Raw genomic sequence first — 17,369 nt, forward strand, 5'->3', positions numbered from 1 at the left:
GGCGCCGACGCGGGCCGGCGAGGCGTCCGGGTCGGGCGCCTCTCGTGGCCGACCAGATCTAGCCGTTCAGGAGTTCGGAGACGGTGACGAACCGGTAGCCGCGGGCCTGGAGGCCGGCGATCAGCGCGGGCAGGGCGTGCAGGGCGACCAGCCGGCGCTGGTCGCCCGCGTCGTGGGCCAGCACGATCGAGCCCGGGCGCATCGTGTCGATCAGGTCGTAGGCCTGGGCGCCGGGGTCGTCGGCGTACTCGCGCTCGCGCATCTGGTGCGACCACAGGGCGATGTCGTAGCCCATCGTGTCGGCCGCGAGCACGGTCGATCCGCCGAGGTGGCCGTAGGGCGGGCGGAGCAGGGTCGCCTCGCGGCCGGTGTGCCGCTTGATGGCGTCGTGGGTGCGCTCCAGCTCGCGGCGGGCGCCGGCCAGGTCGAGGGTGGCCAGGTCGTCGTGCGACCACGAGTGGTTGCCGACCTCGTGCCGGTCCCAGCGGCGGCCGACCAGGCCGGCGTGCTCGTCGAGGTGGCGGCCGACCACGAAGAAGGTGGCCGGGACCCGCGCTTCGTCCAGGACGTCGAGGAACCGCGGCGTGTATTCGGGCCGCGGCCCGTCGTCGAAGGTGAGCGCCACCAGCTTCTCGGCGGTCGGCCGGAAGTAGTGGATCCGTACGCCGCCGTGTGCCACCGCGCCGAGGTTGTCGGCCGCCGAGGCGTACCCGCCACCCAGCGGCGGCCGGTCCCAGCCGAGCCAGTGCTCCAGGTGATCGGACCCCGCGAAGGCCGTGGCCGCACCACCCGCGGTGAGCAGGACCCCACGCAGCATCGCCCGACGAGTAACCATCAATCTCCCACCATCGATCCGGCCTCGCAGCCTGATTGATCATGGGTGGGGTGCGCTTCGGCCCCCGGGCCGGTTTCCCCGGTCCCGGGCCTCGGCCGGAAGGAGGAGCCGGCCGAGCCCCGGGAAGCATGGATCAGCTGTCGCGCCAGGCCAGCCACGCCCGCAGGTCGCTCAGGTCGTAGTCGGGGCCGCTCGCGCTGACCGTGAACAGCGAGACGCCCAGATCGCGCAGGGCGGAGCCCGACTCGGCGGGGTCACCGCTGACGGCGGTGGACAGCTCGATCTCGGCCGGGTCGCGGCCCACGTCGGCACAGTGCTGGCGCAGGATGCCGGCCTTGCGCTCGATCGTCGCGACGTCGCCGAAGCTGTGCCAGATGTCGGCGTGCTGGGCGACCAGGCGCAGCGTCTTCTTCTCGCCACCACCGCCGATCAGCACCGGGATCTTGCGGGTCGGCGCCGGGTTCAGCTTGGCGAAGCGGGACTCGATGCGCGGGAGCGCCTCGGCCAGGTTGTCGAGGCGACCGCCGGCCGTGCCGAACTCGTAGCCGTACTCCTGGTAGTCCTTCTCGAACCAGCCCGAGCCGATGCCGAGGATGAGCCGGCCGTCGCTGATGTGGTCGACGGTGCGGGCCATGTCGGCCAGCAGCTCGGGGTTGCGGTAGCTGTTACAGGTGACCAGGGCGCCGATCTCGACCCGGCTGGTCTGCTCGGCCCAGGCGGCCAGCATGGTCCAGCACTCGAAATGCAGGCCCTCGGGCTCGCCGTAGAGCGGGTAGAAGTGGTCCCAGTTGAACAGGATGTCGACGCCGAGCTCTTCCGCCTCGGCGGCGGTACGGCGGATGGTCTTGTAGTCGGCGTGCTGCGGCTGAAGCTGCAGCCCGATCCGGACGGGCCTCGAAGTCATGGGCTCAGCCTAGGGAAGAGGACGGAAAGCGCATGGGGACGACCGACGAATACCTCCGGCGGTGTGTGGAGCTCGCGACCGAGGCCTCGGCGGCCGGCGACCACCCGTTCGGATCGGTGCTGGCCGGGCCGGACGGCGCCGTGCTGCGCGAGGAGCGCAACCGGGAGGTCACCGAGGCTGATCCGACCGCGCACCCGGAGCTGATGCTCGCCCGGTGGGCCGCGGCCAACCTTGCGGCCGGGATCCGGGCGGCCTGCACGGTTTACACCTCCGGCGAGCACTGCCCGATGTGCGCGGCCGCGCACGGCTGGGTGGGGCTCGGTCCGATCGTGTACGCCGGTTCCGGGGCCCAGCTGGCGGCCTGGCGGGCCGGGTGGGGACAGCCGGCGTCGCCGGTGGCGGTGCTGCCCATCACGGCGCTCGTCCCGGGTTTGCCGGTCACCGGCCCGGTGGCGCCGTTCGACGAGCAGATGCGCGCTCTGCACCACCGGGCCGCGCAGCGATGAGCCACCGTCGACCGTTTTCGCCCATACCGGACTCTGGACCACAGAGGGTACCGACGCGCATGCTACGAGTGCCCATCGTTATCCGGCTGTGACATGTTGCGTCGTTTGTTGCGTCGATGCTAGGGCTATGAAGCGGGGTCACGGCGAGCCCGCAGTGCTCGCAAACGTGGAGGTACTGCAATGTCAGCGGTCGGACGGCGAACATTCCTCAAGGCAGTGGGTGCGGCCGGCGCGGCCGGCTGGCTCGCCGCCTGCTCCTCGGGCGACGACGACGCGAAGGGCGGCGGGGCCACCAGCGGCCCGCTGACCGGCAGCGCCACGTTCACCACCTGGGCCAACGATCAGGAGGCGGCGGCGTTCAAGAAGCTCGCGGCCGACTTCAAGGCCGCCCGCGGCGCCGACATCAAGATCGAGGTGCTTCCCTACGACCAGATCCGTACGGTCGTCGACCGGCGGCTGCAGGCCAACCAGGCACCCGACCTGTTCCGGGTCTCGTACACCGACGTCGGCAGCTACGCCGAGAACGGCGCGCTGGCCGACCTCAGTGACTACCTCGGCGACTCCTTCGGCGACGCGTTCCTGCCGGCGCTGTGGTCGGCGGTGCAGTCCGACGGCAAGCCCTTCGGCGTCCCGCACCACACCGACACCTCGGCCCTGGTCTACAACAAGGCGCACTTCGCCAAGGCGGGCATCACCTCGGTGCCGGCCGGCCTGGACCAGGCCTGGACGTGGGAGCAGTTCACCGACGTGCTGCGCAAGCTGAAGGCCGCCAACCCGGGCGTCTCGCCGTTCGCCTTCAACTACCAGCTGTACGGCGCCTACCGCTGGTTCAACACGCTCTACCAGGCCGGCGGCACGCTGCTCGACGACTCGTTGCAGAATCCGGCCCTGGACACCGCGCAGACCCGCAAGGCGCTGGAGTTCACCCGCAGCCTCTACACCGAGGGGCTGCACGCGCCGAGCGTCCTGGTCAAGCGGCCGACCTATCCGGACGAGATCTTCCCGACCCAGAAGATCTCGATGATCCAGGCCGGTGACTTCCTGATCCCGTCGATCGACGCCGCCGTCAAGGACAAGTTCGAGTGGGGCGTCACCTACCTGATGAAGGACAGCGCCGCCGCGACCGATCTGGGCGGCAACGCGGTCGTGGTCACCGACGGGGCCAAGAACCCGGACGTGGCCGCCGAGTTCGCCAAGTTCCTGGTGACCAAGGAGAACATGCAGACTTTCTGCGAGCAGACCACGGTCCTGCCGGTGCGCAAGGACCTGACCGACGCCAAGCTGGCCTACGCCTCGCGGCCCGACCTCATGCCGGTCTTCCAGCAGCAGGCCACCACGATGCCCGACGGCCTGGTCAAGGCGGCCACCTCGCGCGCGTTCGCCGGCATCAACCAGGCGCTGATCGACACCATGGACCAATACCTGTCGAACCCCTCGGCCAAGACCGACGACACCGTACGAGCACTGACCGAAGGCGTACAGAAGGCTCTGAAGGCTTGAGCACGGCGACCACGGCCCGGGACGCCGGGCGGGGCGCCTCCGACGATGTCCGCCGGTCAAAGGTGCGGACCGCCGGGCGGCGCGCCGAGGCCTGGGCCGGGATCGTGCTCACCAGCCCGGCGCTGCTCGTGTTCACCGTCTTCATGTTCGTGCCGATCGCGCTGACCGCCTGGTACAGCCTGCACCGCTACAGCGGTTTCGGCCGGATGCGCTGGCTCGGGCTGGAGAACTACCGCACCATCGCCGCCGACCCCACGTTCTGGACCGCGCTGCGCAACACCGTCCTGTTCACCGTGGTCTCGGTGCCGCTCAGCATCGCCCTCGGTCTCGGCGCTGCCCTGCTCCTCAACCGGTGGATGCCGGCCCGCGGGCTGTTCCGGGCGCTGATCTATCTGCCGGTGGTCATCTCGGGGGTGGCCGCCGGCGTGATTTTCCTGCGGCTGTTCGACCCGGTCACCGGCATCGTCAACCAGCTCCTCACCCGGATGGGGCTGCCTGACGTCAACTGGCAGGGCAGCGGGACGGCGGCCCTGCTGTCGGTCATCGCGGTGACCACCTGGCAGGGCATCGGCTTCGGCATGGTCGTCTATCTGGCCGGCCTGCAGGGCATCCCGCGCGAGATCTACGAGGCGGCGGCGGTCGACGGGGCGGCGGGCTGGCGCCGGTTCCGCCGGATCACCTGGCCCCTGCTCGCGCCGACGACGTTCTTCCTGGTCGTCTATTCGATCATCACCAGTTTCCAGGTCTTCGACGTGGTCTATGTGCTGACCCGCGGCGGCCCGGGCACCTCGACCACCTTCCTCGTCCAGTACGCGTACGACCAGGGCTTCAACCAGCGGCGGCAGGGCTACGCGGCGGCCATCGGCATGATCCTGTACGTCATCGTCCTGGCCCTGACGATCGTCCAGTGGCGCCTGCAACGACGAAGGGACGAGGCTTTATGACCACCGTCGCGACTCCCCCGGGCCGCGTCGCCGCCGAGCCGGACACCGGGCAGCCGGCACCGTCGCGCGGTCACCGCCTGCGCCTGGTCCTGGCCATCGCCGGCGTCCTGGTGCTGATGTTCCCGATCTACTGGATGCTGCGCGTCTCGGTGGCGAGCACCGACGAGCTGGCGTCGCTGCCGGTGTCGCTCTGGCCGCGGAGCTGGCACCTGGAGAACTACGTCGACCCGTGGCGGCAGTACCCGTTCCTGCGCTGGCTGGGCAACTCGGTGGTGATCGCCGTGGTGTCGGTCGTGGCGACCGTGTTCATCAACCTGTGTGCCGGCTACGCCTTCGCCAAGCTGCGCTTCCCCGGCCGCAACCTGCTGTTCCTGCTGATCATCAGCACCCTCATGGTGCCGATTCAGGTGATCATGGTGCCGCAGTTCCAGCTGGTCATCGACCTCAACCTGCTCGACAGCCTGGGCGGGGTGATCCTGCCGCGGCTGGCCGAGGCGTTCGGGCTGTTCATGGCCCGCCAGTTCTTCCTGTCCATTCCGGACGAGCTGCTCGAGGCGGCCCGGATCGACGGCGCCGGGCACCTGCGCTCGTTCCGCTCGGTGGTCCTGCCGCTGTCCGGGCCGCTCATCGCGGTGCTGGTCATCTTCACGTTCATGTGGCGCTGGAACGAGTTCGTCTGGCCGCTGATCGTGCTGACCGACAGCGACTCCTACACGCTGCCGGTCGGCCTGCAGTTCCTGATCCAGCAGTTCAGCAACAACTTCGGGCCGCTGCTGGCCATGTCGTTCCTGTCGATCGTGCCGATGCTGATCGTCTTCGCCGTCTTCCAGCGCTACTTCGTGGAGGGCATCGCCCGCACCGGAATCCGTTAGGAATTGACTTCGACCGAGTGGCGCGGTGGCTCGCGATAGAGGGGATAGAGCGGCCCGACCAGCTGGTCGGCCACCGCGTACGAATACCACGCGGGGCCGCCCAGCCGGTCCTCGGCCTCGGCGGTCAGCATCACCCGGGCCGTGTGGGTGCCCGAGGGTTGCGGCTGCACGCGGACCATGTCGAGGTCACCGGCCAGGGAGTCGCGGACCCCGAGCTCGCCGATCCGCCCGTACGACAGGGTCTCGACCTCCAGACCGGTCACCACGACTTTGACCGCGACGACACCGTCGACCTCCGACCGAGCCACCAGCACGTCGTGGTCGAAGTCGTCGCCGGCCAGGCCTTCGAGCGGGGACCCGGCGACCGCGACGGGAATGTCCGCGTAGTCGACGGCGCGGGACTCGTCCGGGGCGGTGAGCGACCGCAGCGTCTCGAGCGGCCGACCGGCCCAGGCCACCATCGCCTCGTACGCCCGCGGCTCGCCCCGCCCCAGCTCGCCCAGGCTCTCCCAGTAGGCCGCCGGGGCGACCGCCCGCGCGGCTCTCCGGTCACCGAAACAGAACGCCTTCCGGGAGCGCGAGTTGGCGTATTCGAGCAGCGCCTTGGTCAGGCTGACCTCGGCGTCCGGGTGCGCCGCCTCGCCACCGGCGGTCACCCGGATGCCGGCGCCCGGGTCCGGGTCGACCCCCATCGCGTACGTCGAACACACCCCCGACGCGGTGGCCGCGTGCTTGAGGACGGGCCGCACACCGTGGGCCGCCAGCTGGTCGACCAGCACCCGGATCGACTCGGGCAGGGTCTCCGGCGCGATCACCGGCGAGCGGCGGTCGAGGGCCCGGAAGCGCAACCCGTTGGTGTGCCGCTGCAGCAGCTCGAGCACGCCGTGGGTCAGCGCGCGCTCGTCGTCCAGCCCGGCGCCGAGCCCGTTGGTGATCGGCGTGATCAACCGGTTCGGGCCGCGCGCCTCGCCGGGCTCGCTGGCCACGAAGTCCTCCGGCAGCCACACGCTCTCGCCGGTGGCCACCCGGGTCACCGGCAGCCAGAGCAGGGGCATGGCCTCGTCGTAGGGCGAGCCGGCGGGCAGTCCCAGCGTGCGCGGATCGGCCACCCGGTCCCGGCCCTCGGCGGCGACCAGGTCGGCGTACGACCCGGAGCGCCCCGCCGCGTGCCGCCCGGCCAGCCCCTGGGCCGACACCACACCCTCGGCCAGCTCACCCAGCCCGCTCACCTCGGCCGCCTCGGGGGTCGCGCCGTAGCCGTTGCCGTGGTGCCGGAACCGGCCGTCCGCAACGAGGGAGCAGCTCGTGACCGGGATGCCCAGGCGGTCGAGGCCCGAGATGTCGAAGTCGACGACCTGACCGAAACGGGCCAGGACGGTTCGATACTGACCGATCACGCTGGTGAGAGACACTGGATCACCCTACTCACGGCAGGAGAGCCACCCGTGCCGACCGAGCACAACCCGGAGACCAACTCCACCAAGCTCAAACGCATGATCCTCAGCCAGTCGGTCGAGGGGACGGCGATCCCGATGGTGCTGTTCAGCAGCGACACGCTGGGCGACGCGGACGACCGGGCCGAGCAGCCCGAGGTCGTGGCGCGGGCGGCGGGCGGGCTCGGCATCGACCTCGACGACCTGGGGCTGTTCTCGGTCGACGCCTACCGCCTGCAGTCCGCCCTCGGTGAGGGGTTGGCGCCGTGACCCGCTGGACGAGCGGGCACAGCGCCGCGCTGACCCGGTCGCCGATCGTGGCCCTGAACTTCCACGAGATCGGCGCCGAGCACCGCGCCTCGGTGCGTGAGACCCTGCGTCACGTGGCCGGCCTCGGCCCCCGGTACGACCCGGACGAACCCGCGACGGCCGACGGACCGCGGGTGTTCGTGGCCTTCTACGACGGCATGCGCGACGCCGCCCTGTTCGGCGCCGAGGAGTGCGCGGCGCTCGGGTTGAAGGCGTACTTCTTCCCGCTGTTCGAGCACTACGACCCGCATCTGGCCAACGTGACCGACGACGAGTGGCGTCAGATCGCCGCCGTGCACGAGATCGGCTTCCACACGGCCGGCCACGCGACAGTGGCCGAGGTGACCCACCTGACCGTGCAGCGTGAGGTGCTGGCCCCGATCGCCCGCATCGAGGCGATCACCGGCTACCGCCCGCGGATCGGCGCCTGGAAGGGTGGCTCCCGCTTCGACCCGGATCAGCTCGGCGACCGCACCGCGCGGGCCGAGGGCATCCGCCACCTGGTCTCCAACTGGTCGATCGAGCGGGTGCCGCCCTCGCGCTGACCCGCCCGCTCAGCCGGTGGCGTCGCTCAGGCGGGCCGGGGTCAGGCTCAGCACCTGCTCGGCCAGGTCCTGGTTGTCGGGGCGATGGGACACGGCGATCACCGTACGGCCGGGGCGCCGCACCACACCGAGCACAGCGCGCTCGTCAGCCACCGACAGGCTGGAGGTCGCCTCGTCCAACAGGATCAGCGGCGCCCCGCTCCGCACCGCCCGGGCGATCGCCACCAGCTGCCGGTCGGCGGGCGGCAAGCGGTTCACCGGCGTCTGCGGGCCGGGCGCCGGCCGGCCGGTCAGGGTGAAGATCCAGTCCAGGCCCGGGCCCATCGCCGACACCGGGATCGACAGATCGGGCAGGTCGCTGTCGACGAAGACCGCCGGCGGGGCGACCACCGTTCCGGACCGCGGCGGTGTGAAGCCGGCGATCGTCTCCAGCAACGAGCTCTTCCCGATGCCGGACGGGCCGGCCACCCAGGTCAGCGAACCGACCGGCAGCACCGCGCTCAGCGGGGCCGGGGTGCGGTTGTCCTCCACGGTGTCCACCACGACGTCACGCAGCTCCACCGGGCCGGGAACCCCGGTCGCCTCGGGGGCCGGCGGGGACGGATGGATCAGGTCGCGGTGGCTCGGCCGGCCGGCCGGCAGCAGGGCCAGCACCCGGTCGACCTGGCGGGAGGCCACCTCGCCGGACTGGGCCCGCTCGACCACAGTGACGACCTGCTGGCTCAGCGAGTACGCGATGTAGACCAGCGCCGCGGGGGCGATGACGTCCCTGGTCAGCGGGGCCGCCCAGGCGCAGGCCAGGAAGAAGCCGGCCCCGATCAGCTCGACCAGCAGGAGCAGCCGCAGGCGCACCCACTGGAGCCGGTGGGCCGACGCGGCCCGCAGGGCGGCCAGGTCGTCGAAGCGGGCGAACAGCGCCGCCCGGATCGACGGGTTCAGGTGGAATCCGGGATACCCGACCGCGGCCACGGCGAAGTTCATCAGCGGAGCCCGGGCGGCGGCGCTCAACCGCAGCGCGGCCTGGGTGGCGGCCCGGCTGCGAACGTAGGCCAGGGCCAGCCCGCCGCACAGCAGGGCCGACGGGATCACCGTGATCAGGTTGCCCGCGGCGACGACCGCGACGCTGATCAACAGCGAGGTGACGCCGATCGCGACCATCGAGAGCACCCGGGGGGCCTGCGACTCGGCGGTGGCGAAGTCGCGCCCCAGACGACCGGCCACGGCGGCCGGGTCGGACCGGTCGCCGGGCCGGACGACCTGGTCGGTCACCAGGGAGTGCAGGCCGTCGACGGCGGTGATCGAGGCACGGTACGAGGTGATGTGGCGGACCAGATAGGCGGCCAGCACCACGCCGGCCACCCCGGCATAGGTCCAGGCGGCCGACGCGGTGGGCGTGTATCCCACCAGGAACAGCTCGCCGAGGATGCCGGCCGCCGCGGCCAGCGTCATCAGGACGATGAGCGGCACTCCGAAGATCATCCGCATGAGCGCGGCGACCGACGTGACGCGGGCATCGTCCTGGTTGTCGAAAGCCGGCGCGACCACGGTGGCCGGCCGATCCAGGGGCAGCCGGCGGACGTCGTCGGCCTTCGGTCCCGCCGGTCCGGCCGCCGGCCGCGACGCGGGGGCGCCCGCCGTCCGCGACGCGGGGACGCCCGCCGGCCGCGACGCGGTGACCGTGCCTGCCTCGGCCTGCAGGATCAGATCGGCGCAGCTCACCAGTTCCGGGCGGCTGGTCGAATAGACGATGGTCTGCGGGCTCGCCGGCCGCAGCACCCGCTCGGCGATCCGGGACGCACTCGCCGGGTCCAGCGGCGCGAAGACGTCGTCGAGAACCAGCACGTCGCTGTCGTGGCAGAGTGCCTGGGCCAGGCCGAGGCGCACCGACTGCCCGTCCGAGAGCACCCGGGCCGAGGAGGACAACAGGGTGGCGTCGCCGCTGTCCCGGGCGGCCAGTTCGGCCGCCAGCCCGCTGCGCTCGAGGGCGTCCGCGTACCGCTGATCGGACACCTCGCCCGACCAGAGGGTGACGACATCGGCGACGGTGCCGTCGAACGCCCGATGGTCGCGGCCCAGCCAGTGCACGCTTCCCCCGCGTACGTCGGCCTGGTCCGCGATTGTCCGGAGCAGTGACCCGGCGCCGGGCCCGGTGACCGCGACGCGCGTGCCCGGCGCGACGTCGATGCCGGCGACGCGGAGCGCGCCGGCCGCCAGCGTGCCCGCGGGAACGATCGGCGGTGCCTGCCGGACCAGCTCGTCGACCGAGCGGGCCAGCTCGCTGCCGCTCTGCACGACGCGCGCGGTGATCAGGTTCTCGCCGACGGCGCTGACGATCATGCGGCTCGCGACAAGCACCGCGGCCAGTTTCGCCGACGCCACAGTGCCGCCGCTGAGCTGGGCCACGGCGAGCAGGACGGCCGCGAACAGCACCGGCAGGCTGTCCAGGATCGCGTCGTAGGAGCCGGACAGCCAGGCCCGGCGTCGCAGCAGCCGGAGCTGCGGTGCCCGCACTCGCTGCAAGGTCAGCGTCAGCGGGACGAGCAGCCGCGCCCGGCGCACCTGGCGCCGCTGGCGGGCGAGGTCGTCGACCAGCCGGGACCGGCCGTGGTCGAGGTCGAGGTAGGCGACGGCCAGCCGGACGGTGGCCCGGCCGAGCGGCCGCAGCGCGAAGGTGGCCGCCGCGACCAGCGCCATGACCACCGCGCCGAGCAGGCCGAAGGTCGCGATCAGCTGGCCCGCCAGCACCATGATGAGCACGGCGTAGACGACGAACTCGGCCAGGAACACCAGCTGGGAGATCTGGTCGGGCCAGGTGATGAGGTACGAGCTGGTGGAGCGCCCCTGCTCGACCAGCCAGCCCGGGTCGACGCGTTGCAGCCGGTGGAACAGCACCCGCTGGACCAGCAGCGACGCCCGCAGTTGCAGGTCCCGGGCACGCCAGGTCAAGGCCCACCGGGCCAGGGCGAACCCGGCGGCCAGCACCGAGAGGACGGTCAGCGGCCCCCACGCGCTGCGCCCGGCCGACAACGCCGCCACCGCCCGGGTGATGGCCGGCGGCACCGCCGCCGCGACCGTGACCAGCACCGCCCCGAACAGCAGGTAACCCAGCATGGCCCGGCGCAGCGTCCACAGCACCGCGAAGACCAGTCCCCGCCGGACGGTCAGGTCGACCAGCGCCTCCGTACCGGCGGAGTAGTCGAGCCCGGCCTCGCCCGCGTCGGCCACCCGCAACTCCGACGGCGCGACGAACGCTCGGCGGTAGGCGTGTCCCAGGTACCGCAACACTTTCAAACTGCTGCCTGTTCGACTGAGGTGAGGCTGGCCCGGACATTCTCCGACTCCGGGAACCGATGGGCCAGGCGGTCCAGTTCGTCCCGCAGTTCCGCCATGGAGAGCTCCTCCACGAACGACCGGGCCTCGAGAACCAGCAGCTCCAGGTCGGCGGCGGCGTCCGGGCCGAGCTCGCCGGCTCGCTCGCCGGACAGCCGCAGCACCTCGGGATAGTCCTCGGCCGCCGCGGCAGTCCGGCAGGCCGACACCAGCGTGTCGGCGTTGGTGGGGTCGATCCGCAGGGATCGGCGGTACTCGGCGATCGCGGCGGCGTGGTCACCGACGGCGGAATGCAGAAAGCCGCGCAGGGCCGGGATCTCGGCGATCGAACCGGTGAGCGCGTCGGCCGACGTGGCGGCGGCCATCGCCTCCTCGTACCGGCCGGCGTCGCCCAGGTACATCGCCAGGTCCAGCCAGAACTCCGGGTGCTGGGGCTCGACGTCGGTGGCCTCGCGCAGCAGCGGCTCGATCTCGCTCGACGCCGGCTCGGAACGCTGCAGGAGCCGGCCCAGGTTGTTCACCAGGACGGCGTGCGCCTGGGTGCCCCGGGTCCCGGCCGGCAACCAGCACACCGCGGCCCGCATCACCTCCAGTGCCTCGGCCGGACGCCCCGCGACCATCCGGAGATAGGCCCGGGAGTTCCAGTTCAGCGCGGTCTCGAGGGCCACCGCGTCCGGGTCGGGGTCCTCGCCGAGGATCTCGAAGGCCAGGTCCAGGTAGTGGTCGGCCCGCTCCAGGTCGCGCAACGCCCGGGGCAGGTGGCGGGCGAAGGACATCGCCAAGCTGTTGGCGGCACTGGCGCCGTAGCGGCCCCGGGAACGGACGGCCTCGCCGAAGAAGTACGCGGCCGGCTCGGGCAGCTCCTGCAGTTGATAGATCAATCCGCACAGGTCGAGCACCTCGACCGGTGGACGCGAGCCGCGCCGCAGCGCGATCTCCAGCAGCCATCGCGCGGTCCAGGAGTCGCCGCACCGCAGGTAACGGGAGATCCGGCGGCGGGCCTCGAGCCAGCCCGCGTCGTCGAGCTCGAGGCCGGCGATCCAGGCGGCGTCTCCCTGGACGACGTCGTCCTCGTCCGCGGGATTCGCTTCCGACGCGGCCTCGCCGGACAGCACGACGCTCAGCACACCGCGCTGCCGCAGCACCTCGAGGAAGTCGGCGTCGCCGGCATGCAGAGGGCCGGTGACCTCGACCGACACCACCAGGCTCCGGGCCGCCATCGAGGCGGCGAGACCACGGATGCCGACCAGGCACCGCGTCCTGTTCCGGAAGCGCAGGTGACTCTTCAGCGGGCTGCTCCCGCTGCCGGCGTCACCACCATCGGAATGGTCGATGAATCGGAGGTCGCGGCCCTCGACGTCGAGGGTCCCTCGCAACGCTCGCACGATCGATCGGGCGACGACGAACGGAATCCCACCCCTCGTGTCCACTGTGACTTTCATTGTCCCCACACATTCCGCTGACCATGGAAAACAAAGATGGCGACGGCTCGAGCCGTCGCCATCTCGTTTCTTACTCGCAGTGCTTGTAGGTCTCGCTACGAAGAGCGGGAGACACCTTGGGCAGCCGGTTGACGCCAGTGGAAAGCTTCATGGATTTCACCTCCCCGTGTATCCGAAGCCTCGATCTCCGGTGATCAGTCGGTGATCGGGCCGCTATGAACATATGGCCGGACCGGAGCCGGCGCAACGGTTTTGTGAAGAGTCTTTCAATAAATCTCCACTACAGTGGACTGACGCGCGGCGGAGCTGAAAACGCGTGCTCACAACGAATCCGGCAACCGCTCCGACGGTGGTCACGGGCGATGGATTCATCGATGACCTCCATTCGGTGATGTTTGTCGAATCACGAGGTTCCTGATCCAGCAATCGAAGACGATCATAGTATTCGCGCGGTTGTCAATGGGATGGCGCACGTGCGCCATGACGACCGTCAGCCCATCCGGGGGAAGGGCACGGTCACTTCCCCGTTTGAGCGTGCTCACTCGGAGAAAACCATTCACGATCCCCGACCGAGGCTGTGCGCTTTCTGATTCGATCGGCATCGACATGCGCGATCCCGCGGTCCTTCTCGGTTCCTGGAATGCGGGGGTGAGGGCGAGTCGCACTCCGGTTTTCCACTGCTCGGCATCGGCCCGCTCGGGGCCTTCACTCCAGGTGGAAACCGCGGCGCAGGAAGCCGTCGAGCAGGTCCTGCTGACTGCCCCGGGCGCCGAAGGCCGCGCAGGCGACCGGGTCGGTGTCCGACTCCCACCAGATCGCCGCCTGGTGCCGGTCGGTCAGCGTGTAGAAGATGACAGTGCCGGTGCGGCCGTCGTCCTGGGACCACCGGGCCGACCCGTCGATGCTCTCGATGTTCTCGGTCCAGTCCGCTTGTGGCCGGCCGGACGAGGTCATCACCGGCACGCTCTCGTAGGCGAAGAGGTCGACCGCGGCGGTCAGCCGGGCGTTGGCGATCTGCTCCGGGGCCATGTAGTGATAGGTCCCGGCGATCTCCCCGATCCGGTGGGTCGACTCCAGCGCCATCGCGATGCCGAAGTCGATCACCCGGGGCCCGTGCGGGCTGAGGATGACGTTGTCCGGCTTGAAGTCGCAGTGGACCACTCCAGCGACGTGGATGGCCTCGAGTGACAGCATCGTCTGCATCGCCACGCTGCTCAGCACGCCCCCGGTCAGCGCACCTTTGTCCCGCACGGTTTCGCTCAGCGTGGATCCCTCGATGTCCTCGCTGGCGATGTAGGGCAGCCGGCCGTCCAGTTCGAACTTCAGGATCTTCGCGGTGACCCCGGCGGCGACCTTGCTGGCGTTGGCCAGTTCACGCCGCAGGCCGTCCTTCTGCCGCGGCTCGTGGGCCAGGTCGGCGTGCAGCACCTTGACGGCGGCGTCGGTCCCACCGCCGGTCGTGTCGATTCCCAGATAGACGGTTGCCTGTCCGCCGCGCCCGATCCGGCCGACCAGCCGATACGGTCCCACCCGCGGCGGGTCGGCCTCGGTCAGCGGCATCGGCCGGGACACTAGCCGTCGCTCCGGGTCGCCGATCCGTCTCGCGCCATGCGGCCAGACTGGCAGGCTCGGGCATTGGCCGAAACGAGCGGCGGCTTGGACAATCAATACCTGGACAATTCTCGTACGAGGGGACGTCCGAAGGCCCGGCCCGAGCGCTCGTTCGATCCCGCCGCCCCGGCCCCGGTGCTGCGGTTCGCCGAGGCGCTGCGAGCCCTGCGTCACCAGGCCGGCGATCCCACCTACCGTGAGCTGGCCCCGCGGGCGCTCTGTTCGAAGGCGAGCCTGTCCGCCGCCGCGAGTGGGCAACGACTCCCGACGTGGGAGGTGACCAGCGGCTTCGTCCGGGCCTGCGACGGCGATGTGGAGGACTGGCGCGAGCGGTGGCGGGCGGCGCGCATCGCGCTGGGGCTCTCGCCCGCGCCGCCGACGATCGACTCCGAGGCGCGGGTCGATCTCGAGCCCGGCGGCACACCCCGCTTCGTGGGCCGTGACGAGCCGGTCGCCGACAATGCCGACCCCAAGCGCTGCGGGTGTGCGGCCGACCCGGCCGCCGTCCGGACCCTCGACCGGGTCGAGGTGCACACGGCCCGTCAGGAACTGCTCGGGGTGGCCGAGCTGCGGCACTCACCGGCCCACCAGGCGTCCTGGGGACGTTTCGTCCCGAGCGACCGGATGCTCTATCTGCGCATGGATGCCACGATCACGATCGTGGCCCGGCGGCCGGCCACCGGCACGGTCGGTCGTCCGTTCACCGCGACGTTCGACGGCCAGGCCGTCTACGGCGACATCCTGCTGGTCGAGCCGGGCCCGGTCGAGATCGTGGTCACCGTCGAGTCCCCGGCCGGTGGCGGATCGGCGACAACGGCCTGCCTTTCCGGAGGCGCCCGGGGCGACGGCTGATCTCAGCCGTCGCCCCGGGACGCGTCAGGCCGCCGCGACCAGACCGGTCGACACGGGCTCCAGGGCGGTGCTCAGGATCTCCCGTACGTCGGCCACGACGTGCACGGTCAGTGCGGCCAGCACATCGGCCGGGACGTCGTCGAGATCCGGCTCGTTGCGCTGCGGGACGAACACCTCGGTGAGCCCGGCGCGCTGGGCGGCCAGCAGCTTCTGCTTGACGCCGCCGATCGGCAGGACCCGCCCGGTCAGCGAGACCTCACCGGTCATCCCGACCTCGGCCCGCACGTTGCGGCCGAGCAGCAGCGAGACCAGTGCGGTGGTCATCGTGACGCCGGCCGACGGACCGTCCTTGGGCACGGCGCCCGCGGGCACGTGCAAGTGGATCGGGTGGTCGAGCTGCTCCGGCGAGATGCCGAGCTCCTCGGCGTGGGCCCGCACGTAGGAGAGTGCGATCTGGGCCGACTCCTTCATCACCTCGCCGAGCTGGCCGGTGACCGACAGCCCGCCCTTGTCACCGGGCAGCAGGGACGCCTCGATGAAGAGCACGTCGCCGCCCATCCCGGTGACGGCCAGACCCGTCGCCACGCCAGGGACGGCGGTGCGCTCGGACGACTCGGGGGTGAACCGCGGCCGGCCGATCAGGTCTTTCAGGTCGGCGACCTCGACGGTGGCGGGCAGCTCTTTGAGGGCGGCCTTGCGGAACGCCTTCGCCAGCAACCGCTCCATCGACCGTACGCCGGCCTCGCGGGTGTAGTTGGCGGCGATCTCCCGCAACGCGTCCTCGGTGACCGTCACCTCGCCCTCGGACAGCGCGGCGCGCGAGAGCTGCCGGGGCACGAGGAAGTCGCGGGCGATGGCCACCTTGTCGCTCTCGGTGTAGCCGTCGATCGAGATGAGCTCCATCCGGTCGAACAACGCCTGCGGGATCGTGTCGAGGACGTTCGCCGTGGCGATGAACAACACGTCGGACAGGTCCAGGTCCAGGTCGAGGTAGTGGTCGCGGAACGTGTGGTTCTGCGCCGGGTCCAGCACCTCCAGCAGTGCCGCGGCGGGGTCACCGCGGTAGTCGCTGCCGACCTTGTCCACCTCGTCGAGCAGGACGACCGGGTTCATCGAACCCGACTCGCGGATGGCCCGCACGATGCGCCCGGGCAGCGCCCCGACGTAGGTGCGGCGGTGTCCGCGGATCTCGGCCTCGTCCCGTACGCCGCCCAGGGCGACCCGGACGAACTTGCGGCCGAGCGTGCGGGCGACCGACTCGCCCAGCGAGGTCTTGCCGACTCCGGGCGGCCCGGCCAGCAGGATCACGGCACCGGAGCCACGGCCGCCGACAACCGACAGGCCCCGGGACTCGCGGCGGGCGCGGACGCCGAGGTATTCGACGATGCGCTCCTTGACCTCGTCCAGGCCGTGGTGGTCGGTGTCGAGCACCGCCCGGGCCGCGACGAGGTCGGTGTTGTCGTCCGTGCGGACGTTCCAGGGCAGGTCGAGGACCGTGTCCAGCCAGGTGCGGATCCAGCCCGCCTCGGGGTTCTGGTCGCCGGCCCGCTCGAGCTTGCCGACCTCGCGCAGGGCGGCCTCGCGGACGGCCTCGGGCAGGTCGGCGCCCTCGACCCGGGCGCGGTAGTCGTCGTTGTCGTCGGCCTCGCCCTCGCCGAGCTCCTTGCGGATGGCCTTGAGCTGCTCGCGCAGCAGGTACTCGCGGTTGCGCTTCTCGACCGACTCGCGGACGTCACTCTCGATCTTGTCGCTGACCTCGGACTCGGCCAGGTAGTCCTGGGTCCACTCGATCAGCAGCCGCAGGCGGGCCTCGACGTCCGGGGTCTCCAGCAGCTCGCGCTTGCGGTCGTTGGGCAGGTAGGGAGCCCAGCCCGCGGTGTCGGCCAGGTCGCCGGGGTCGTCGATGGCACTGACCGAGTCGATGACCTGCCACGCCTCACGACGCTGGAGCACCGTGACGACGAGCTTCTTGTATTCGGCGGCGAGCTCGCGGGCGTGCTCGGTCGGCGCGGTGGTCGCCACCGGCTCGGCCTCGACCCAGAGCGCCGCCCCCGGGCCGGTCACGCCGCTGCCGATGCGGGCACGCTCGCCGGTGCGCAACACGGCGGCGGGCGTCCCGCCGCGGGACTTGCCGACCTGCTTGACGCTCGCCACGACGCCGTGGGACGCGTAGCGGTCCTCGAGCCGGGGCGCGATGAGCAGCTCGGAGCCGGCCGCGGTGCGGGCCGCGTCGACGGCCGCCTGGGCCGCCTCGTCCAGCTCGACCGGAACGACCATGCCCGGGAG

14 protein-coding genes are annotated in these 17,369 nt (G+C 71.3%); 7 read left to right on the top strand and 7 right to left on the bottom strand.

All coding sequences use genetic code 11. The features are described from left to right. Positions 1-58: 58 nt before the first annotated feature. Together NAG42_RS35465 and NAG42_RS35470 are read right to left on the bottom strand one after the other, a co-directional pair. Positions 59-835 (bottom strand): polysaccharide deacetylase family protein, encoded by a 777-nt coding sequence (locus tag NAG42_RS35465; protein ID WP_250036426.1) that lies wholly within the window; start codon positions 833-835, stop codon positions 59-61. A 133-nt stretch (positions 836-968) separates the two neighbouring features. Then, complete coding sequence (locus tag NAG42_RS35470; protein WP_250036427.1) at positions 969-1,739, bottom strand: LLM class F420-dependent oxidoreductase; 771 nt, start codon at positions 1,737-1,739, stop codon at positions 969-971. Between the two features lie 32 nt (positions 1,740-1,771). Between NAG42_RS35470 and NAG42_RS35475 the strand changes: the two genes are divergently transcribed. The 4 genes from NAG42_RS35475 (at position 1,772) to NAG42_RS35490 (ending at position 5,561) form a co-directional block, all read left to right on the top strand. Further along, on the top strand, positions 1,772-2,245 hold the full coding sequence (locus NAG42_RS35475; RefSeq protein ID WP_250036428.1) for a nucleoside deaminase: 474 nt from the start codon (positions 1,772-1,774) through the stop codon (positions 2,243-2,245). A 180-nt stretch (positions 2,246-2,425) separates the two neighbouring features. Continuing rightward, entirely contained in the window at positions 2,426-3,745 is a 1,320-nt protein-coding gene (locus NAG42_RS35480) for an ABC transporter substrate-binding protein (protein WP_250036429.1), read from the top strand. Further along, a complete protein-coding gene (locus tag NAG42_RS35485) occupies positions 3,742-4,689 on the top strand; it encodes a carbohydrate ABC transporter permease (RefSeq protein WP_250036430.1) in 948 nt (315 codons plus the stop codon). The genes NAG42_RS35480 and NAG42_RS35485 overlap by 4 nt, the downstream gene beginning before the upstream one ends. After that, a complete protein-coding gene (locus NAG42_RS35490) occupies positions 4,686-5,561 on the top strand; it encodes a carbohydrate ABC transporter permease (RefSeq protein ID WP_250036431.1) in 876 nt (291 codons plus the stop codon). The genes NAG42_RS35485 and NAG42_RS35490 overlap by 4 nt, the downstream gene beginning before the upstream one ends. On the opposite strand, the gene NAG42_RS35495 is transcribed toward NAG42_RS35490, so the two are convergent. Continuing rightward, positions 5,558-6,973, bottom strand: coding sequence for a YcaO-like family protein (locus NAG42_RS35495; protein WP_250036432.1), 1,416 nt, complete (start codon positions 6,971-6,973; stop codon positions 5,558-5,560). The genes NAG42_RS35490 and NAG42_RS35495 overlap by 4 nt on opposite strands. A gap of 33 nt (positions 6,974-7,006) precedes the next feature. Between NAG42_RS35495 and NAG42_RS35500 the strand changes: the two genes are divergently transcribed. Both NAG42_RS35500 and NAG42_RS35505 read left to right on the top strand, forming a co-directional pair. Next, positions 7,007-7,264, top strand: coding sequence for a hypothetical protein (locus NAG42_RS35500; RefSeq protein WP_250036433.1), 258 nt, complete (start codon positions 7,007-7,009; stop codon positions 7,262-7,264). Then, positions 7,261-7,848, top strand: a complete 588-nt coding sequence (locus tag NAG42_RS35505) for a polysaccharide deacetylase family protein (RefSeq protein ID WP_250036434.1) — start codon at positions 7,261-7,263, stop codon at positions 7,846-7,848. The genes NAG42_RS35500 and NAG42_RS35505 overlap by 4 nt, the downstream gene beginning before the upstream one ends. Before the next feature lie 9 nt (positions 7,849-7,857). Here NAG42_RS35505 and NAG42_RS35510 read toward each other — a convergent pair whose 3' ends face one another. The 3 genes from NAG42_RS35510 to NAG42_RS35520 all read right to left on the bottom strand — a co-directional run bounded on the left by NAG42_RS35510 (position 7,858) and on the right by NAG42_RS35520 (position 14,180). Beyond that, positions 7,858-11,130: an ATP-binding cassette domain-containing protein gene (locus tag NAG42_RS35510; RefSeq protein ID WP_250036435.1), complete on the bottom strand. Its 3,273-nt coding sequence runs from the start codon at positions 11,128-11,130 to the stop codon at positions 7,858-7,860. Positions 11,131-11,135: 5 nt separating this feature from the next. Continuing rightward, positions 11,136-12,554, bottom strand: coding sequence for a tetratricopeptide repeat protein (locus NAG42_RS35515; RefSeq protein WP_250036436.1), 1,419 nt, complete (start codon positions 12,552-12,554; stop codon positions 11,136-11,138). A 771-nt stretch (positions 12,555-13,325) separates the two neighbouring features. Then, positions 13,326-14,180 (bottom strand): serine/threonine-protein kinase, encoded by an 855-nt coding sequence (locus tag NAG42_RS35520; RefSeq protein ID WP_250036437.1) that lies wholly within the window; start codon positions 14,178-14,180, stop codon positions 13,326-13,328. A gap of 96 nt (positions 14,181-14,276) precedes the next feature. On the opposite strand from NAG42_RS35520, the gene NAG42_RS35525 reads away from it, so the two are divergent. Next, the gene (locus NAG42_RS35525) at positions 14,277-15,083 is read left to right on the top strand and encodes a helix-turn-helix domain-containing protein (protein WP_250036438.1); all 807 of its coding nucleotides are present in this window, start codon (positions 14,277-14,279) and stop codon (positions 15,081-15,083) included. Positions 15,084-15,107: 24 nt separating this feature from the next. Here the strand turns inward: NAG42_RS35525 and lon are convergent, their stop codons facing one another. Beyond that, entirely contained in the window at positions 15,108-17,360 is a 2,253-nt protein-coding gene (gene lon / locus NAG42_RS35530; RefSeq protein ID WP_250036746.1) for an endopeptidase La, read from the bottom strand. Positions 17,361-17,369 lie beyond the last annotated feature (9 nt).

This window comes from Paractinoplanes maris (genome assembly GCF_023544465.1).
GTDB lineage: Bacteria > Actinomycetota > Actinomycetes > Mycobacteriales > Micromonosporaceae > Actinoplanes > Actinoplanes maris.

Bases quoted from the DNA above. Each gene is read 5' to 3' on its own strand.
- NAG42_RS35465 (WP_250036426.1), bottom strand. From the start codon at position 835: ATGGTTACTCGTCGGGCGATGCTGCGTGGGGTCCTGCTCACCGCGGGT.
- NAG42_RS35470 (WP_250036427.1), bottom strand. From the start codon at position 1,739: ATGACTTCGAGGCCCGTCCGGATCGGGCTGCAGCTTCAGCCGCAGCAC.
- NAG42_RS35475 (WP_250036428.1), top strand. From the start codon at position 1,772: ATGGGGACGACCGACGAATACCTCCGGCGGTGTGTGGAGCTCGCGACC.
- NAG42_RS35480 (WP_250036429.1), top strand. From the start codon at position 2,426: ATGTCAGCGGTCGGACGGCGAACATTCCTCAAGGCAGTGGGTGCGGCC.
- NAG42_RS35490 (WP_250036431.1), top strand. From the start codon at position 4,686: ATGACCACCGTCGCGACTCCCCCGGGCCGCGTCGCCGCCGAGCCGGAC.
- NAG42_RS35520 (WP_250036437.1), bottom strand. From the start codon at position 14,180: ATGCCGCTGACCGAGGCCGACCCGCCGCGGGTGGGACCGTATCGGCTG.
- lon (WP_250036746.1), bottom strand. From the start codon at position 17,360: ATGGTCGTTCCGGTCGAGCTGGACGAGGCGGCCCAGGCGGCCGTCGAC.